The sequence below is a fragment of the Bacteroidota bacterium genome, assembly GCA_036522515.1.
Lineage (GTDB): Bacteria > Bacteroidota > Ignavibacteria > UBA10030 > SZUA-254 > VBOC01.
The window spans coordinates 35,720-51,506 of the sequence record DATDFQ010000014.1 but is presented as its reverse complement, the minus strand read 5'-3'; the positions used below and the strand labels follow the sequence as shown (position 1 = coordinate 51,506).

General features: G+C 56.8%; 9 protein-coding genes. 2 read left to right on the top strand and 7 right to left on the bottom strand.

Translation table 11 applies throughout. The features are described 5' to 3' along the window. The 6 genes from VI215_01575 to VI215_01550 form a co-directional block, all read right to left on the bottom strand. Positions 1 to 1,279: ATP-binding protein (locus tag VI215_01575; protein HEY6190995.1), on the bottom strand; the 1,279-nt coding region annotated here is incomplete at its 3' end. Continuing rightward, on the bottom strand, positions 1,215 to 1,478 hold the full coding sequence (locus tag VI215_01570; protein HEY6190994.1) for a circadian clock KaiB family protein: 264 nt from the start codon (positions 1,476 to 1,478) through the stop codon (positions 1,215 to 1,217). The genes VI215_01570 and VI215_01575, both read right to left, overlap by 65 nt. A 150-nt stretch (positions 1,479 to 1,628) precedes the next feature. Next, entirely contained in the window at positions 1,629 to 3,095 is a 1,467-nt protein-coding gene (gene kaiC / locus VI215_01565; GenBank protein HEY6190993.1) for a circadian clock protein KaiC, read from the bottom strand. A 560-nt stretch (positions 3,096 to 3,655) separates the two neighbouring features. Beyond that, positions 3,656 to 7,783 (bottom strand): ice-binding family protein, encoded by a 4,128-nt coding sequence (locus tag VI215_01560; protein HEY6190992.1) that lies wholly within the window; start codon positions 7,781 to 7,783, stop codon positions 3,656 to 3,658. Between the two features lie 545 nt (positions 7,784 to 8,328). Beyond that, complete coding sequence (locus VI215_01555; GenBank protein HEY6190991.1) at positions 8,329 to 8,937, bottom strand: response regulator transcription factor; 609 nt, start codon at positions 8,935 to 8,937, stop codon at positions 8,329 to 8,331. 1 nt (position 8,938) lies between these two features. Beyond that, the gene (locus tag VI215_01550; GenBank protein HEY6190990.1) at positions 8,939 to 11,185 is read right to left on the bottom strand and encodes a two-component regulator propeller domain-containing protein; all 2,247 of its coding nucleotides are present in this window, start codon (positions 11,183 to 11,185) and stop codon (positions 8,939 to 8,941) included. 278 nt (positions 11,186 to 11,463) lie between these two features. Here VI215_01550 and VI215_01545 point away from each other — a divergent pair, with 278 nt between their 5' ends. Further along, entirely contained in the window at positions 11,464 to 13,320 is a 1,857-nt protein-coding gene (locus tag VI215_01545; protein ID HEY6190989.1) for a 5'-nucleotidase C-terminal domain-containing protein, read from the top strand. A gap of 296 nt (positions 13,321 to 13,616) precedes the next feature. Continuing rightward, positions 13,617 to 14,270, top strand: coding sequence for a class I SAM-dependent methyltransferase (locus tag VI215_01540; GenBank protein HEY6190988.1), 654 nt, complete (start codon positions 13,617 to 13,619; stop codon positions 14,268 to 14,270). A gap of 87 nt (positions 14,271 to 14,357) precedes the next feature. Here VI215_01540 and VI215_01535 read toward each other — a convergent pair whose 3' ends face one another. Then, positions 14,358 to 15,785: a chloride channel protein gene (locus VI215_01535; protein HEY6190987.1), complete on the bottom strand. Its 1,428-nt coding sequence runs from the start codon at positions 15,783 to 15,785 to the stop codon at positions 14,358 to 14,360. Positions 15,786 to 15,787: the final 2 nt, after the last annotated feature.

Sequence of the window (15,787 nt, the reverse complement as noted above, 5' to 3'; positions counted from 1 at the left end):
CCCCCCCCCCCGCGCCACCCTTGAATTGCACGGACACAGAGACATTCGTTCCTTTGCCCGGTTGAGAAACGACCTTTAAGCTGGCGCCCACTGCGCGCGCGCGTTCCCTCATCCCCACAAGCCCCAATCCCTGCCGCTTGCCGTTGGTTCCCGGTGTGCCCGTCGTGTCAAAGCCTTTGCCGTTGTCCATCACGTTGAGTCGAAGCCCGAGCGGCGATTTTCTAATCATCACCGTCGCGCTCCTGGTTCCCGAGTGTTTCAACACATTGGTGAGGCTTTCCTGCACGATTCGATAGAGTGCGGATTTCTGTTCGATCGTCGCTCTTTCGGAAGTGCCCAGAAATTTGAGAGTCACCTGCATCCCCGTATTCTCCTGAAAGTCGCGAACGTACGAACGAAGTGCTGGAAACAGCCCCAGATCTTCGAGCATGGCGGGATGAATTTGACGCGACATGTTATGAATGAACTCCGATGTCTTCACCACGATGCTCTGGACCGATCGAATCTTTCGTTTTACCTCCGACGGCTTGCCGTTGGTTTTCAACCTTGTCAGATTGAGGCTGATGGCTGTCAGCGCCTGGCCGATCTCATCGTGGATCTCTCTGCTGATCCGTGTTCGCTCCTCCTCTTGTACGCGGAGAATCTCTCTCGAAAGTCTCTGCAGCTCGCCCTGCATCCGTTGTCCCTCCAAAAAAAGCTCACGATAGTGCCGCTCGCTCTTCTGAAGAGCATCTTCGGTCCGTTTCCGTTCGGTGATATCGGTGACCGCCACGCAATAGGCGTCCATGCCCTCCAATGTCATATTCTTGATTGAGAAGAGAACCGGTACGAAGGAGCGATCGGCCGCCCGGATGGTAAACTCCCGCCTGGTGGGTCCGGTCGACGATTGACGGAGGGCCATCTCAAAGAGTTTCCGTTCGGCGGGCTTTATGATCCGTTCGACGGTTGAACCGAGCAGCCGTTTGGAGGGGGTCTTGGTCATTTCCGAGAAACGGCTGTTGCAGTAAAGAATCGTGCCGTCGCCGGTGAGCGTGAGTGCCGCCTCGTTCAAACCCTCGAGAATAACGCGGTAAGAATGGTCTGCGTCCTTCAGCGTGTAGACCTGCTCGCCGCTCCCCCCCGAAACGACAAGGGCATCAATCTCTCCCGTCCTGATGGCGAGCAGCGTCTGCTCGGTCTCTTCGAGTCGGGAACGGAGGAAGACGATCTCCCGCCTAAGGTTTTCGTACGATCTTCGTCTTGTCGCCAGAGTGCTGTCCCGTTTGTAGGTCAAGCCCAAGGAGAATGCGTTCAGTATCGGAAAGATCCCCGATAAATCTTCGCAGGGGTAACGGAAGCCGCCTGATGAGGGTCGGAGAAGCGATGATTTGTTCTCCCTTCCCCAGGCTGGGATTCTGATAGATATCAATCACCTCAAGTTGATATCTTCCTTTCAGGTAATCTTCGCAGATGCTCTTGATGTTCGCGATCGCCCGCATGGATCGTTGTGTGGTGCCCGTAACGTAGAGGCGTAGAAGATATTTTTTTTGTGGCCGTCGCCCGGTCGATGACCGTCGTGCTTTCGGGGGTTTTACGCGCTTCTTCATATGATATCTTCTGGCGGGGAGTTATGCTTCATCAATCATCCATCAGCGGCCCGGCCCCGGCTCCCCCGAAGCATGCGAGATTCGCGACGGCCCTAAGTCGATACCTTTCTTGGTGAAGAGGATTTCACGCAGTTGCCTCGAATGAGCCATCCCGCGGGACTTCAACACAAAGAGCATGCGGATTCGATCGTTGAGATTCTCTACGTCGCGCAGCACGATCAAAGTGTCCATCACCGACGAAATGCCGACCTCGCTTCCCTCGGAAAGTCTATCACCCGAGACGAGGTTCGTCAACATCGTCGTGACCCCGTTGACCTTCAGATAATCGATCAGCCGCAACAGCATTGAATAGACCTCGGGACTGTCCCCGACGGAGGTGAAGTTTGACACAGGGTCGAACACGACGAGCCCGGGATCGAAATCGGTGATGAGCCGGTGGATGGTCGCCAGGTGCATTTCCAGGCCGTACAGAGTCGGGCGGACAGCGTGGAATCGCAGAATCCCTTTCCGGACCCACGGCTCGAAATCGATGCCGATGGAGCTCATATTGCGAATGATCTGGCCTTGCGATTCCTCAAAGGCCAGGTAAAGGCACCGTTCGCCGCGCCGGCAGGCGGCTTCCGCCGCATGGGCGACAAGGCTCGTCTTTCCGGTTCCTGCGGTTCCGGAGATGAGGATACTGCTGCCTCGAAAGTAACCCTTCCCCTCCAGCATCGTGTCGAGCGCAGGGATGCCGCTCGAAATTCGCTGGTTGCTTGACTGTTGTTCCAGGTCCAGCGATGTGATGGGGAATATTGAAATGCCGTCTCTCCCGACGAGAAAGGGATACTCGTCTCCCCCGTGAACCGATCCGCGGAATTTAATAATTCGTATGCGCCGCGTGGACAACTGCTCCTTGATCCGGTGGTCAAGAAGTATCACGCAGTCGGAAATGTATTCCTCCAACCCGTGCCTCGTCAAGCTTCCGTTACCCCTCTCCGCCGTGATGACGGCCGTCACCCCCTTGTCCTTCAACCAGCGGAAGAGCCGCCGGAGCTCCGAACGGAGGATGGAAAGATTCGAGAAGGCGGAGAAAAGCACCTCGATCGTATCCAACACCACCCGTTTCGCCTTGATGGAATCGATTTCGTTTCCCAGACGGACAAAGAGCCCCTCCAGATCGTATTCCCCCGTCTCTTCAAATTCACTCTGATTGATCTGGATGTGATCGAGAATGATTTTCTTGCGGGCAGAAAGTTCCTTCAGATCAAACCCGAGGGAGGCGACATTGACGGTGAGGTCATCCGCATTTTCCTCAAATGACAGAAAAACTCCCGGCTCGCCGTACTGTAGAGCCCCGCGGACAAGAAACTCCACCGCAAACAGGGTCTTGCCGCTTCCGGCGCTGCCGCAGACGAGCGTAGGGCGGCCCTTCGGCAGTCCCCCGAGGGTGATCTCGTCGAGGCCCTTGATACCGGTGGGGGCTCTGGAGACTGTCTGAAGTGCGGATCGAGGCTTCAATCTGGCCATAAGAGACCTCTGTTGAAGGGCATTGGTGCGAGCCTTGGTTGAATGGCAGAATCGATACTAGAGGTACCGACCTCCTGCTCTCGATCGGGGTGGGACCAGCGGAGAGCAATCGTTAGGAATAAAGTAAGGAATTCCGCGGGGATATTCAAATGGTGTTAAATTCTGGCGGCGTCTCAATTTGGCCGAACGTCTCTCCACCTCGTCATGCTGACATGCTCCTGGTCAGCATCTTTCAACTCTTTTATAAAGATCCCGACCTAAGACATGTCGGGATGACGAGAGAAGATGAAAATGCGGCACTGCCTAAGTTCTCAATTTGCACCCCCTCGCACCACGCACTGCTGGGATTGTGGAACGGCATATGAGGGGTAGGTAGCCGCAGCCTTCAGGCTGCGTTCCTCTTGTTCCGCGGGAGGCGGGGGGAGAAGAGATGAGGTCTCAACGAGCTATGCCGGAACCGTGGCAACAGTCGAGGGAGGCTTACGAAGGAGTAAAATTGAGGCCTTTGCAGCCAAGGCCCTGGAGGTGCCATGCTCCAGGACCTTCATCAATTGCTGTAACTATTTAATGAGGAGCAACTTCTTCATCGAGACGAAGGATCCGGCTTGCAGGCGGTAGAAGTATACGCCGCTCGGGAGACTGAGTGTCGCCGTGCTGGTATTGAACGGCGCCGTGTAGTCGCCGGCTTTCTGGCGCCCGTCCACGAGTGTGGCAACTTCAACACCAAGCAGGTTGTAGACCTTGAGAGAAACCTGAACAGCCTTCTCAAGGCTATATCGGATCCTCGTGGATGGATTAAACGGGTTTGGATAGTTCTGTAAGAGCGCGAATCTGAGAGGCCCTGAACCGTTCTTGACTCCGGTCACCGATGTCCCCGGCTCAACTGTATTGGCGTCCAGTGTAACCGCGGCCGTCCGCGCCAATGCCCTTCCGTTCAACGTTGCGCCCGTCGTGAGGGTGATCGAGGCCAGTGCCATAATCGTCCCCTCGAAGACGGAGGTCGTACCAAGAGTCGCCGAGCTGCCCACCTGCCAGAAGATGTTCGAAGCCTTGGCTCGGTTGCTGAGAATCACCTGTCGTCCGGACGTCGTGGTCAGTGTGGAAGCCATCTGGAAAATGAAGACCGCGTTCGCGTCACCCTGAGCGTCGAGCGTGAGATCGCCCGAGGAGATCTCGAGGGAAGAGGTGGAGGTATAGAGGCCGGGGGGGAGGGTTTGTCCGCCGAGATTCCCGGCGACCAGAATCGCACCGACCGTTCGTCCGGCCGCATCGTTATAGGCGGTCGTCAGATCGAGTTGCGCCTGGGCTGCGACGCTATCGCCCAAATGCGTCGCGCCGTTCACCGTTGGAGCACCGGTCAGCCCGGTGCCCGGGCTCACACCAACATCCCCGTTAATCGTTGTAGCGCCTGTATTGGTGACCGTAGAGCCTGCAAGCACCGCGAAATTGGACGCTGATCCAAGGTCGACGGCCGCCGGCGACTGGGAAACGCCGGTGGTGAAGCTCCATGCAAAGTTGGTTGCCAGCGCATTCCCCGCCAGGTCCCTGGCCCCGGTTGTCACTGTGGCCGTGTAGGCGGTATTGTACGCGAGCGTGCTTGAAGGGGTAAAGGTCGCCGTCAACCCCACGTACGTCACGGTGCCTGCCACAGCCGTTAGCCCTCGCGTCAGCGTGAAGTCGGTCGTGCTGATCGTAAGAGGATCCATCGCCTCACTGAACGTGGCGGTGATGTTCACGTTGATCGCCACGCCCGTGGCGGCATTCGCAGGGTCTGTGGAATTCGTGGTGGGTCGTGTCGTGTCCGATGAGTCGCCGGTGGTGAAGCTCCATGCAAAATCATTGAGCAGGGGATTGCCTGCGAGGTCCTTCGCTCCGGTTGTCACCGTGGCCGTGTAGGTGGTATTGGGAGCGAGATCGCTTCCCGGCGCAAAGATCGATGTCAATCCAACGTGGGTCACAGTGCCTGCCACAGGTGTTACACCTTGCCTCAGCGTAAAGGAGGCCGTGCCGACGGTAAGAGGATCCATCGCCTCGCTGAAGGTGGCGGCGATTTTCTTGTTGATCGCCGTACCGGTGGCGGCATTCGCGGGGTCTGTGGAATTCACGGTCGGTCGCGTCGTGTCCGGGGCCGCACCGGTAGTAAAGCTCCATCCAAAGTTACTTGCAATCGCGTTGCCTGCGAGGTCCTTCGTCCCGGTTGTAATCGTGGCTGTGTACACGGTGCTTGCTGCCAGATTGCTCCCCGGCGTAAAGGTCGCCGTCGTTCCAACGTAGGTCACCGTGCCTGCCACTGGAGTTACCCCTTGCATCAGGGTAAAGGTTGCCGTTGTGATCGTTGAAGGATCCATCGCCTCGCTGAAGGTCGATGCGATCTTCTTGTTGATCGCTAATCCGCTGGCGCCATCCGCAGGATCCGTGAAACTCACGGTGGGGGGTGTCGCGTCGGCTGAGATTCCGAATCCAACTGTATTGCCGTCTAATGTCACTGCCGCCGTCCTTGCCAGCGCTCTCCCCTCGAGCGTTGCGCCTGTCGTCACGGTGATCGAGGCCAAAGCCATGATCGTCCCCTTAAAGACAGAGGTCGTTCCAAGAGTCGCAGAACTGCCCACCTGCCAGAAGATGTTCGATGCCTTCGCGCCGCCTGCGAGGATCACCTGACGGCCCGATGTCGTGGTGAGTGTGGAAGCCATCTGGAAGATCCAGACCGCGTTGGCGTCACCGAGGGCGTCGAGCGTGAGATCGCCCGAGGAGATCTCGAGCGAGGAGGTGGACGCATAAAGACCGGGGGTGAGGGTTTGCCCGCCGAGATTCCCGGCGACCAGGACCGCGCCGGCCGTTCGTCCGGCCGCGTCGTTGTAGGCGGTCGTCAAATCGAGTTGCGCCTGGGCTGCGACGCTATCGCCCAAGTGCGTCGCGCCGTTCACTGTCGGAGCTCCGGTGAGCCCGGTACCAGGACTCACACCAAGATCCCCGTTCACCGTTGTCGCGCCTGTGTTGGTGACCGTCGAACTGGCCAGAACCGCGAACGATGTGGCCGATCCCAGGGCGACGGCCGCTTGCCCCGCCGCTGTGGCGCCGGTGGTAAAACTCCATGCGAGGTTGGTTGCGAGTGCGTTGCCTGCAAGGTCCTTGGTTCCGGTTGTTATCGTGGCCCCATAGACCGTGCTGGCCGCGAGATCGCCGGCGGGTGTAAAGGTGGCAATCTTGCTGATGACGTCATACGCGACTGTTCCGGTTACGGGAGTTACGCCGGGTCCTGTCACCAAAAAGTTAGCGGTGCTGATCGTTGCCGGGTCCATCGCTTCACTGAAAGTCCCGTTAATGCTCTGGTTGATTGCGACACCGGTGGCAACGTCGGCAGGGAAGGTGCCGATCACCGTGGGTGGGGTGACGTCCGCGGCTGCACCGGTGGTGAAGCTCCACGCAAAGCTATTGAGCAGCGGATTGCCCGCGAGATCCGTGGCCCCGGTTGTAACCGTGGCGGTAAACGTGGTGAGAGGTGCGAGATCGCCTGCCGGTGCAAAGGTCCCGGTCGTACCGACTGCGGCGTAGGTCACGGTGCCTGCCACAGGCGTTGTGCCCTGTTTCAGCGTAAGGGTGACCGTGCTGATGGTTAAAGGATCCATCCCCTCACTGAAGGTGGCCGCGATCTTCTTGTTGACAGCCACGCCGGTGGCGGCATTGACAGGGTCTGTGTGACCCACTGTAGGTGCGGTGATGTCCGGGGCTGCACCCGTCGTAAAGCTCCAAACAAAGTTACTTGCCAGAGTATTGCCCGCAGGGTCCTTCGCCCCGGTAGTGATCGTGGCTGTGTACACGGTGCTTGCGGCCAGATTGCCCCCCGGTGTAAAGGTCGCCGTCGTTCCAACATAAGTCACTGTGCCCGCCACAGGCGTTACACCTCGCATCAGTGTAAAGGTCGTCGTTGTAATCGTTGAAAGATCCATCGCCTCGCTGAAGGTCGAAGTGATCTTCTTGTTGATCGCTACTCCGGTGGCGGCATTCAGAGGATCTGTCAAACTCACCGTAGGAGGGGTTGTGTCACCCGTGATTCCCAATCCCACCGTATTGGCATCCAGGCTAACTGCGGCCGTCCGTGCCAATGCTCTCCCCTCGAGCGTTGCGCCTGTCGTCAGGGTGACCGAGGCCAAAGCCATGATCGTTCCCTTGAACACAGAGGTCGTTCCAAGAGTCGCCGAGCTGCCCACCTGCCAGAAGATGTTCGAAGCCTGGGCACCGCCACTCAGGATCACCTGACGGCCCGAGGTTGTGGTGAGGGTAGACGCCATCTGGAAGATCCAGACTGCATTGGCGTCGCCCAGGGCGTCGAGCGTGAGGTCGCCCGAGGAGATCTCAAGTGAAGAGGTTGACGTGTAAAGACCGGGGGTGAGGGTTTGCCCGCCGAGATTCCCGGCGACCAGGACCGCACCGACCGTTCGTCCGGCCGCGTCGTTATACGCGGTCGTCAGATCGAGTTGCGCCTGGGCTGCGACACTATCGCCCAGATGTGTAGCGCCGTTCACTGTCGGGGCTCCGGTGAGCCCGGTACCCGGACTCACACCCAGATCCCCGTTGACCGTCGTAGCTCCGGTGTTGGTGACGGTAGAGCTGGCCAGAATCGCAAACGTAGTGGCCGATCCAAGCGCGACGGGCGCCGGCGATTGAGAAAGAGCGATGGAGGGCAGCATCAAAGCTGCCATCAGTCCTGTTTTGAGTGGGACACGCAGGAAGCGGGTCCATCTGTCTAAGAAAGTTGCCGGATCATTCGTATATTTTTTCATAAATCTCTCCATGGAGTTATTGTCCATTCAAGTGAGGTTGGTTTTGGTGCAACGCCGCCGGTCATGGCTGCGCCGGTAACTGTGAACGACTATCGATGAACGATTGAGTCATGCTTAACGCCCATGGGTTGGCTTGCGGCGCTTACGTGGATGGAATGCAAATGGTTTTTCGCAAAGCGTTCGCCTCCGATCATGGGAATTCTGGATCAGAAAAGTTGAGATCCAGTCCAACAGAGACCGGATCTCAATTCATCGAGCACCGCTAAGATACAACCAAGTAGAACGAGGAATCAATCGCCCAAGGGGATGAAAAGGGGATTACTCCATTAGGGTGGGAAATAATTGACGGCGCCGTTGAGCGATTGAACAGCTCGGCCGTCCGGCGAGATCCTTCGGTCGCTCCGCGACCTCAGGATGACAAAAAGAAAATGGCAGCCTCACGCAAGAGCCGCTTACACCAGCCTGCTCCTCAGCGCCTTTGCGACGGCTTCCGATTTCGAATGGACTTCAAGCTTCTTATAAATGCTCTTGAGATGCCGCCGGACGGTCTCCTCGCTGATGAAGAGCGATTCCCCGATCATCTTGTAGCTCTTCCCCTTGCAGAGGTGAGCAAGGACCTCCATCTCCCGGGGCGTCAGGAGGTGTTCGCTCGTGCGTTGAAACGATTTCGTCACCATCCGCGCGATCTGAGTGCTCATCGGAGAGCCCCCCTGCCTGACCTCCCGCATCGCCTCGAGGATGCGGTTCGCAGGCGTCTCCTTCACGAGATATCCGCATGCGCCCGCGCATAACGCCTCGAAAACCATCTCGTCATCTTCGTGGACGGTCAGCACGATGAAATCAAGGTTCGGATGCCGCTCTTTGATTCGCCTGATACCCTCGATTCCCGACATCCCGGGCAGCCCGATATCCATCAAGACCACATCGGGCACATTCGAATCGATCCCGGTAAGCGCCGACATGCAATCCGGGTACCGTCCCTCGCAGGCGAACCCCTCCGTCTCGTTGATCAGAACGGCGAGGCTCTCGCGAATGTCTTCGTCGTCTTCGACGATGGCCACGTTAATCAATCGAATTCCCCCGCTCTCTTCCGGGGCCTGAAGGCAATTTTCCGGAGAACGTAATCACGGTTCCTTTTCCACCCGAAGAAGTTATCGTGAGCTCCCCCTGGATTTTTTCCGCCCTCTTTTTCATCCCGTCGATCCCCTGGCCCGAAGAAGGAGAATGCTGATCGAACCCTTTCCCGTCGTCGGAGAGGCGGACCGTGAACGTGCCGCCGTCATGAGTCACATCCAGCGTCACATTCCGGCATCCGGAGTGCTTCGCGGCGTTATTCATCGCTTCCTTGAATATGAGGAGGAGATGGCGCCGCCAATCGATCGCGAGGGGGATCTCCTCGATGCCTCCGGCCGTTCCGTGCGCCCGGAACGCTATTCCCGAACCGTCGAAGAGGCCGTCGCCGAAATCCTTGAGCCGGACTGCGATATCCCCGGCTGAATCCTTCTCCGGATTCAACGCCCAGAGGAAATCGCGCATGCTGGTGGAGAGTTCGTCCGATGTCTCGATGATTTTGTCGAGTTGTCCTCCCTTGTCGCCCCCGTTTTGCGCCAGCCTCCGCTTCATCACCTGGCTCAGAAGGGAGATCTTCGTCAGCTTGTGCCCGAACTCGTCGTGAAAATCGTCCGCCGCTTTTTGGCGCACTCTCCGGTTCTCCGCGGCGCGCACCCGCTCGAGCTCGGTGATCCGCCTTACCTGTTTTTCGACCCGGTAGCGGTTCAGCAGGAGAACGCACCCGAAGACCCCTGCCGCTGCCAAGCCATAAAACCATGCTGTGTTCCAGAATGGCGGCGTGATCACGATTTTCATCGACGCGCCTGCTTCGTTCCAGGCCCGGTCACTTCCCGCCGCCTTCACGCGGAAGAGATAGGTGCCCGGGGGAACGTTTGTATATCTCGCAAACCTGTTGTTGCCCACCTGGACCCAATCCCTGTCGTACCCTTCCAGCATGAACGCGTATTGATTCGCCGCCGGCCTCGCATAATCCAGCGCCGCAAACCCGAAGGCAAAGAAATTGTCCTTGTAAGAAATCTGCACCGAATCGAAGCTCTCTCCCTTTCCCACGAAATTCCAGTTCGTATTATCATACAGCATGAATGCCGTGATCGCCACGGGGGGAACAAACGGCATCGAGGGTATTTTCTCCGGGGCCTTCGCCTCGTCGAAGAGGGCCTCCCCGCGCGGCAGGAGTTTCTCCACCCCGCCCTGGCGGGTCGCGATCCAGATGAGGCCCGAGCGGTCTTCCATGATGGCCGTGACGTCGCCCGCACCCGGCGAGGCGGGGTAGGCCGAACCGGTCAGAACATTTCCGGAAAGTTGATTGCGAACGTCCAGGCTCATAACTCCGTTCCTCGAACCGATCCAGAGCACGCTCCTCCTGTCGACAATGAACGCCGTGGCGGAATCAATCCCGGACTTTCCAGCTGTTCCCCGGCCATAGGGAGCGAACTTGTCCGCCTCAGGGTCGTACACTGCCACCCGACCCGCCTCCGTACACGCCCAGATCTCTCCGCGAGAGCTCACCTGAAGCATGACGCCCCCGTCTCTCCGCGGGCCCGCTTTGCTCGAAGGGTCCAATTGGTAATGCGACACCGTCTTGTGGTCCCGGCCGATCCGATCGATCGTGAAAGCGTCCTTCCCCACCCAGAGATTTCCCGAATAATCCTCCGCGATCGAATGTACCCTCTCGTTCACTCCCTGAGGGACTTGAGAATCCTCAACCGGACTTTCGATCGCCCTGGTTACCGGATCCATTCGTTTCAATCCCGTTCCGGTCCCCAGCCAGACGCTCCCTTCATGGCCGGCACAGATCGAGCGGATCGATTCACGGTCATCCGATAAGGCGCCTCTGATTCTGGAAATTCTCCCGCTGGCCTCGTCGATCAAGTTCAACCCTCCTCCGACCGTCCCGACCCAGAGCGATCCCTTGAGGTCATCGGCGAGGGAGACGACCTCGTCGGCGGCAAGCGAGCTGGAATCCTTCGGGTCGAAGTTATAGGAGAGAGGCGCATCGCCGGCGTACCGCAGAAGCCCGTGCGTCGTCCCGAACCAGAGAAACCCGCGCGCGTCCTGTGCCATGCACCGGACAACCTTGTTCGGGGCACCCGAGCCGAGCGGAATATGGGCGAGTGTGGACTTCTCTCCTCCGATCGCTGCGGTTGCGATGAGACTTTCGATAACGAGCATCGGGATAATGAGCAAAGCCATCCCGCGACCGGAAGGCCTCCCTTTCATCGATTTGACGGGTTCCATTCATCAAAAATAGACATTTTTGCGCTCTGAATCCATGCCCCGAACGGGTCAATTAGCCTCTCCTGACTCCTCCCCCCGACTTCACCGGGTTGTCCCCAAACAGGCGCCACCCGGCGGGGGTCTTGTGACAATCCTTTTACAAATCTGTGACAATCCGGCCTCTCCATTTTCGTACGATGCTTCCATGACAAACCGCATGAGAGAGGATTCCATGTTCACGCTCGGGTTGCGCTTCTGTCAATAATCACCACAACTCAACCACATAGGAGGTACGATCCATGAAACGATTGTTCCAGCTTCTTGGAGGTTTGCTCGTAGTTTCGGTCTTCGCCTTTTCTCACGGCACAACCATCACACTCCTGCACGTCAATGACACACATTCGCATCTCGACGCGTTCGGTCCCAAAGACGCAAACCTCAACGGGATGCTCGGCGGAATTGCAAGAGCGGCGACAGTCATCGGCACGGTGAAAGCCACCGAACCAAATGTACTGCTTCTGCACGGGGGAGATGTGTCCGTGGGCGATCCATTCTATAATGTGTACTTCGGTGTTCCGGAATATCAGCTCATGCTCCAGCTCGGATTCGACGCAATGGCCGTCGGCAACCACGAATTCGATTTCGGACCCGGTCCTCTCAACGATGTGCTCACGACCGCTTTCGGGGCAGGGTCGTTTCCCCTTCTCTCTGCAAACCTGAACATGGATGAATTCCCGGCGCTCAAGAGATGGATACAACCGTCAATCATGAAGACCGTCGGCGGCGTGAAGATCGGGATCATCGGATTGACGGTTCCGGGTAATCCAACCTACAATCCCGCCCCTGTCATTGTTCGCGAGGATATTGTTCGGATCGCCCAGGAGACCGCGGACACCCTTCGAAAACAGGGCGCCAGCGTAATCATCCTCCTGTCGCATTGCGGAATCTATCTCGACAAAATCGTTGCCGCAAACACCACGGGCATCGACTTCATCGTCGGCGCTCACGATCACTTTCTCTTCGAGCAGCCTGTGATGATCACCAATGCTCTGGGGAAGAAAGTCCCGATCTTTCAGGCAGGTGAGTTCTACAAATACGTTGGTGAATTGCATTTCACCGTCGACAACGGCACCGTGACGATGGATGACTATAAAATCCTGCGCGTGGATTCCACCGTCACACCCGACCCGACCATCCAGGCAGTCATAGAGAATTTGAAGGCGGGAATTGTCGCCCAGTACGGCGACCTCTACCACACAGAGGTAGGGAGAGCAACACACGACCTCGATAAGAGATTTGACCCCTCCAGCCCGCTCCGCGACACGCCGATCGGAAATCTGGTGACCGATGCATTTCACAACAGGACCAAAACGGACTTCGCCATCACGGCTCTCGGATTGATTTCCGAGAAACTCTATGCCGGTCCAATCGTCGGAGCCGATGTCTTCCGATCGCTGGCGTACGGGTACGATCCCCAGACCGGCCTGGGGCTCCATATCGCGACGCTGAAAATCAGAGGATCCGAATTGGTCAAGGGATTGGAATTCGGACTTTCGCAACTTGAGATTTCCGACGACATCTTCCTCCAGGTGTCAGGAATGACATACAACTACGACCCGAACCGACCGCTTGGAAGCCGTGTCGTCAGGGGGTCGATCAAGATCGGCGGCCGCCCGTTCATCGCCCACGCGATCTACTCGGCGACCGTGAGTGAGGGAGTCGTACTGCTCCTGGGGAAGATTGGGATCACAGTCGAAGATGTGCAGATTCTCCCGGACTTTGAGTTCACCACGCTGCGTGATTACATCCAAAGGCTTGAAACCGTGAACACTGTTGCCGAGGGCCGGATATGGGACAACACTGTACACGCGGCGAAAAGGAGCGATCTCATCGCGGAGGGTGAGTCGTCCTCCAATTTTCCGAACCCGTTCAATCCGACGACGACGATCAGGTTTACTCTTCCTTCGAAATCGTACGTATCGCTGAAAATCTATGACGTTCTGGGCCGGGAAGTCGCCGCTCTGGTTCAGGACGAGCTTCCTGCGGGAACCTACGCACAGCAATGGAATGCATCATTGTTGCCGAGCGGTGTCTACTTCTATCGTCTACAGGCCGGTGGGGTCTCAGATGTGAAGAAGATGTCACTGATCAGGTGAGTGTCGGTCCCGATGGTAGCGTCGCATTTTCATCGAACATGTCATCCTGAGGGAGCGTAGCGACCGAAGGATCTCGTCTTTCCGATCTGCGAGATCCTTCGCTTCGCTCAGGATGACAAAATAAGACACTACCCGCCTGATAGATCAGTTGAGAATCAACACGGAGGTTCGTATCTTCGGACACACGAAACAAGAACGAGCCTCATCAAATCACTGGAGTAATGCCATGGAAATCAGCCGGACACAAGCGCCGAAGGCGACCCCGAGCCCTGATTTTGTAATGGGAATGTGAGCCCATGATGAACTCCTGTTGTACATCTTCCTCCCTTCCCGGGACGAACAAGTTCTTTTCCAAGTCGTCGAAGAGGTATCTCAAGCAGTTCCGAAAGCGCGGGCTCGCGAAAGAGCAGCGCCTTCTCCTGGAAGGGATGACGCTCTCCCCGATCGCCGGGAAGGCTATCCTCGATATCGGATGCGGCATCGGAGGTCTGCACTTCTCTCTGTTGGAACGGGGCTCTTCGCATGCGACCGGCATCGACGTCTCGGAAGGGATGTTAGGGGCGGCGAAGTCGCTTTCAAGCGAACTTGGATACGATGGCCGAACGAGCTATGTTCTCGGAGATTTCATGGAGATGAACGGAGGCATTCCGGTTGTTGACATCGTGATTCTCGACAAGGTTGTCTGCTGCTACGGGGACGTGGACTCCCTGGTCGGGAAATCACTCGACAAGACAAGAAATCTCTATGCAATCTCTTTTCCGAGGCCCCACCGGATCAACCGAATGATGATCGGGACCGCTACCCTTTTCGCAAAAACCTTCAGGCGGCCGTTTCATCCCTACTGGCATGATTGGAACCGGATGGTGGGGTTGATTCGGGAAAAAGGGTTTACGCAGATCTACTCGGGCGAGACTCTCGAGTGGGCCGTGAGAGTCTTCGAGCGATCCTGATTCCAGGTGTGAACGCATGGACCGGACAGGTCATTCGAACCCAAGAAGAGGGTGGAATCCGGAAGCTGAGCCGGCGGATCCCTCGCCTCATTTCTCCTCCGGCGAGTTCATATCGACTGAAGTTCTGCTCGTATTCTTGTTGGAGGTTGACGTGCTACCACCCTGGATTTTATCGACAGTCTCTTCAATCTTCTTAATGAGTCGGAGTGTTCTACCAATAAACCCTCTTTTTCTATAATTGATTGTTGTTTGTATTTCCTCAATCTCTTTTCCCAGTTCCACTTGCAGCGATGGCGATTTGGAAATTGACAGGACCTGGGAGGGGTATACGCTTCGATGCCCGGTGATCAGGAAGCTCACAACACATGCGAGAGTTGCGTAAGGTGCAATAGCTGGACCAAATAACTCTACCGCCATAATGCTCGCTGCGATCGGGGTATTGGCAGCGCCGGCGAGCACGCTCACGAGGCCGATCGCTGCGAACGTCGCAGCGTTCAAATTCAAGAGATGGGCAAATGTCACACCGGCAGTTGAACCGACAAAGAAGATAGGCGTGACGATTCCGCCACTTCCGCCGAAGCTCAGGGTAACACTTGTAAATATGGGCTTCAATAAGAACGCGTACCAATCAATTCCTTCTCCCCGCAAACTAGATTCGACTGATTCAAGGCCGAGGCCGAGGTAACGCTTTGAAAAGAGATACGTCAGAGGAACCAGAACCGCACCTCCTATCACCCCTTTCAACGGGACCCAGAAGTGCATTCGTTTCGAAATCTTTTCTCCCCATTTAAGGATTTCAATAAGAAAGATCGAACACATGCCGAAGAAGAGCCCCGCAAGGAGGACTTTCATCAAGAATCCTTCTGAGAAAACCGGAATCACACTCACCGCTTCGTGGAAGTAAGTAATGCCGAATGACGATGAGACTTGATAAGCGATAATGCCGGCGATGAACGATGGCAGTAGAACGTCATACAGTAAGGCTCCCACGAACAATACTTCGACGCCAAAGATCGATCCCGCAATCGGGGTTCCAAAGACGGAGGCGAAGCCCGCGCTGATTCCACAAATTACCATCTTCTTGCGATCATGTTCATCAAACCTCAGGAGATCGCTAAACAAAGACGTAAGACCTGCGCCGATCTGTGCACACGGACCTTCCTTGCCAGCGGATCCTCCCGTCGCAAGAGTAACTATTGTGGCAACAAGCTTCACCGGAACGACAACAACAGGAATCTTCCCGGCTCGCTTGTGAATGGCCTGGATCACTTTCTCTGTGCCGTGCCCTTCCGCATCGGGGGCGAGGTATTTGACCAATAGCGCACTTAAGAAGAGTGACACTGGGAGAAGCCAGAACAAGTCAGGATGTTGCGAGCCCAGCCCGGTACTCCAAGTGAGAGTTTTGAGGAACACCGTTACGGCTCCTCCGACAATCACACCCGCTATCGTTGCAAGAAATACCCACTTGATGATGCTTAGAAAAAGGACTGTCGATTCTGTAACTGATTTCGTCATGA

Excerpts from the sequence above, each read along its gene's own strand:
- VI215_01570 (HEY6190994.1), bottom strand. The coding sequence starts at position 1,478 with ATGCGGGCGATCGCGAACATCAAGAGCATCTGCGAAGATTACCTGAAA.
- kaiC (HEY6190993.1), bottom strand. The coding sequence starts at position 3,095 with ATGGCCAGATTGAAGCCTCGATCCGCACTTCAGACAGTCTCCAGAGCC.
- VI215_01550 (HEY6190990.1), bottom strand. The coding sequence starts at position 11,185 with ATGGAACCCGTCAAATCGATGAAAGGGAGGCCTTCCGGTCGCGGGATG.
- VI215_01540 (HEY6190988.1), top strand. The coding sequence starts at position 13,617 with ATGATGAACTCCTGTTGTACATCTTCCTCCCTTCCCGGGACGAACAAG.
- VI215_01560 (HEY6190992.1), bottom strand. The coding sequence starts at position 7,783 with ATGCTGCCCTCCATCGCTCTTTCTCAATCGCCGGCGCCCGTCGCGCTT.
- VI215_01545 (HEY6190989.1), top strand. The coding sequence starts at position 11,464 with ATGAAACGATTGTTCCAGCTTCTTGGAGGTTTGCTCGTAGTTTCGGTC.
- VI215_01535 (HEY6190987.1), bottom strand. The coding sequence starts at position 15,785 with ATGACGAAATCAGTTACAGAATCGACAGTCCTTTTTCTAAGCATCATC.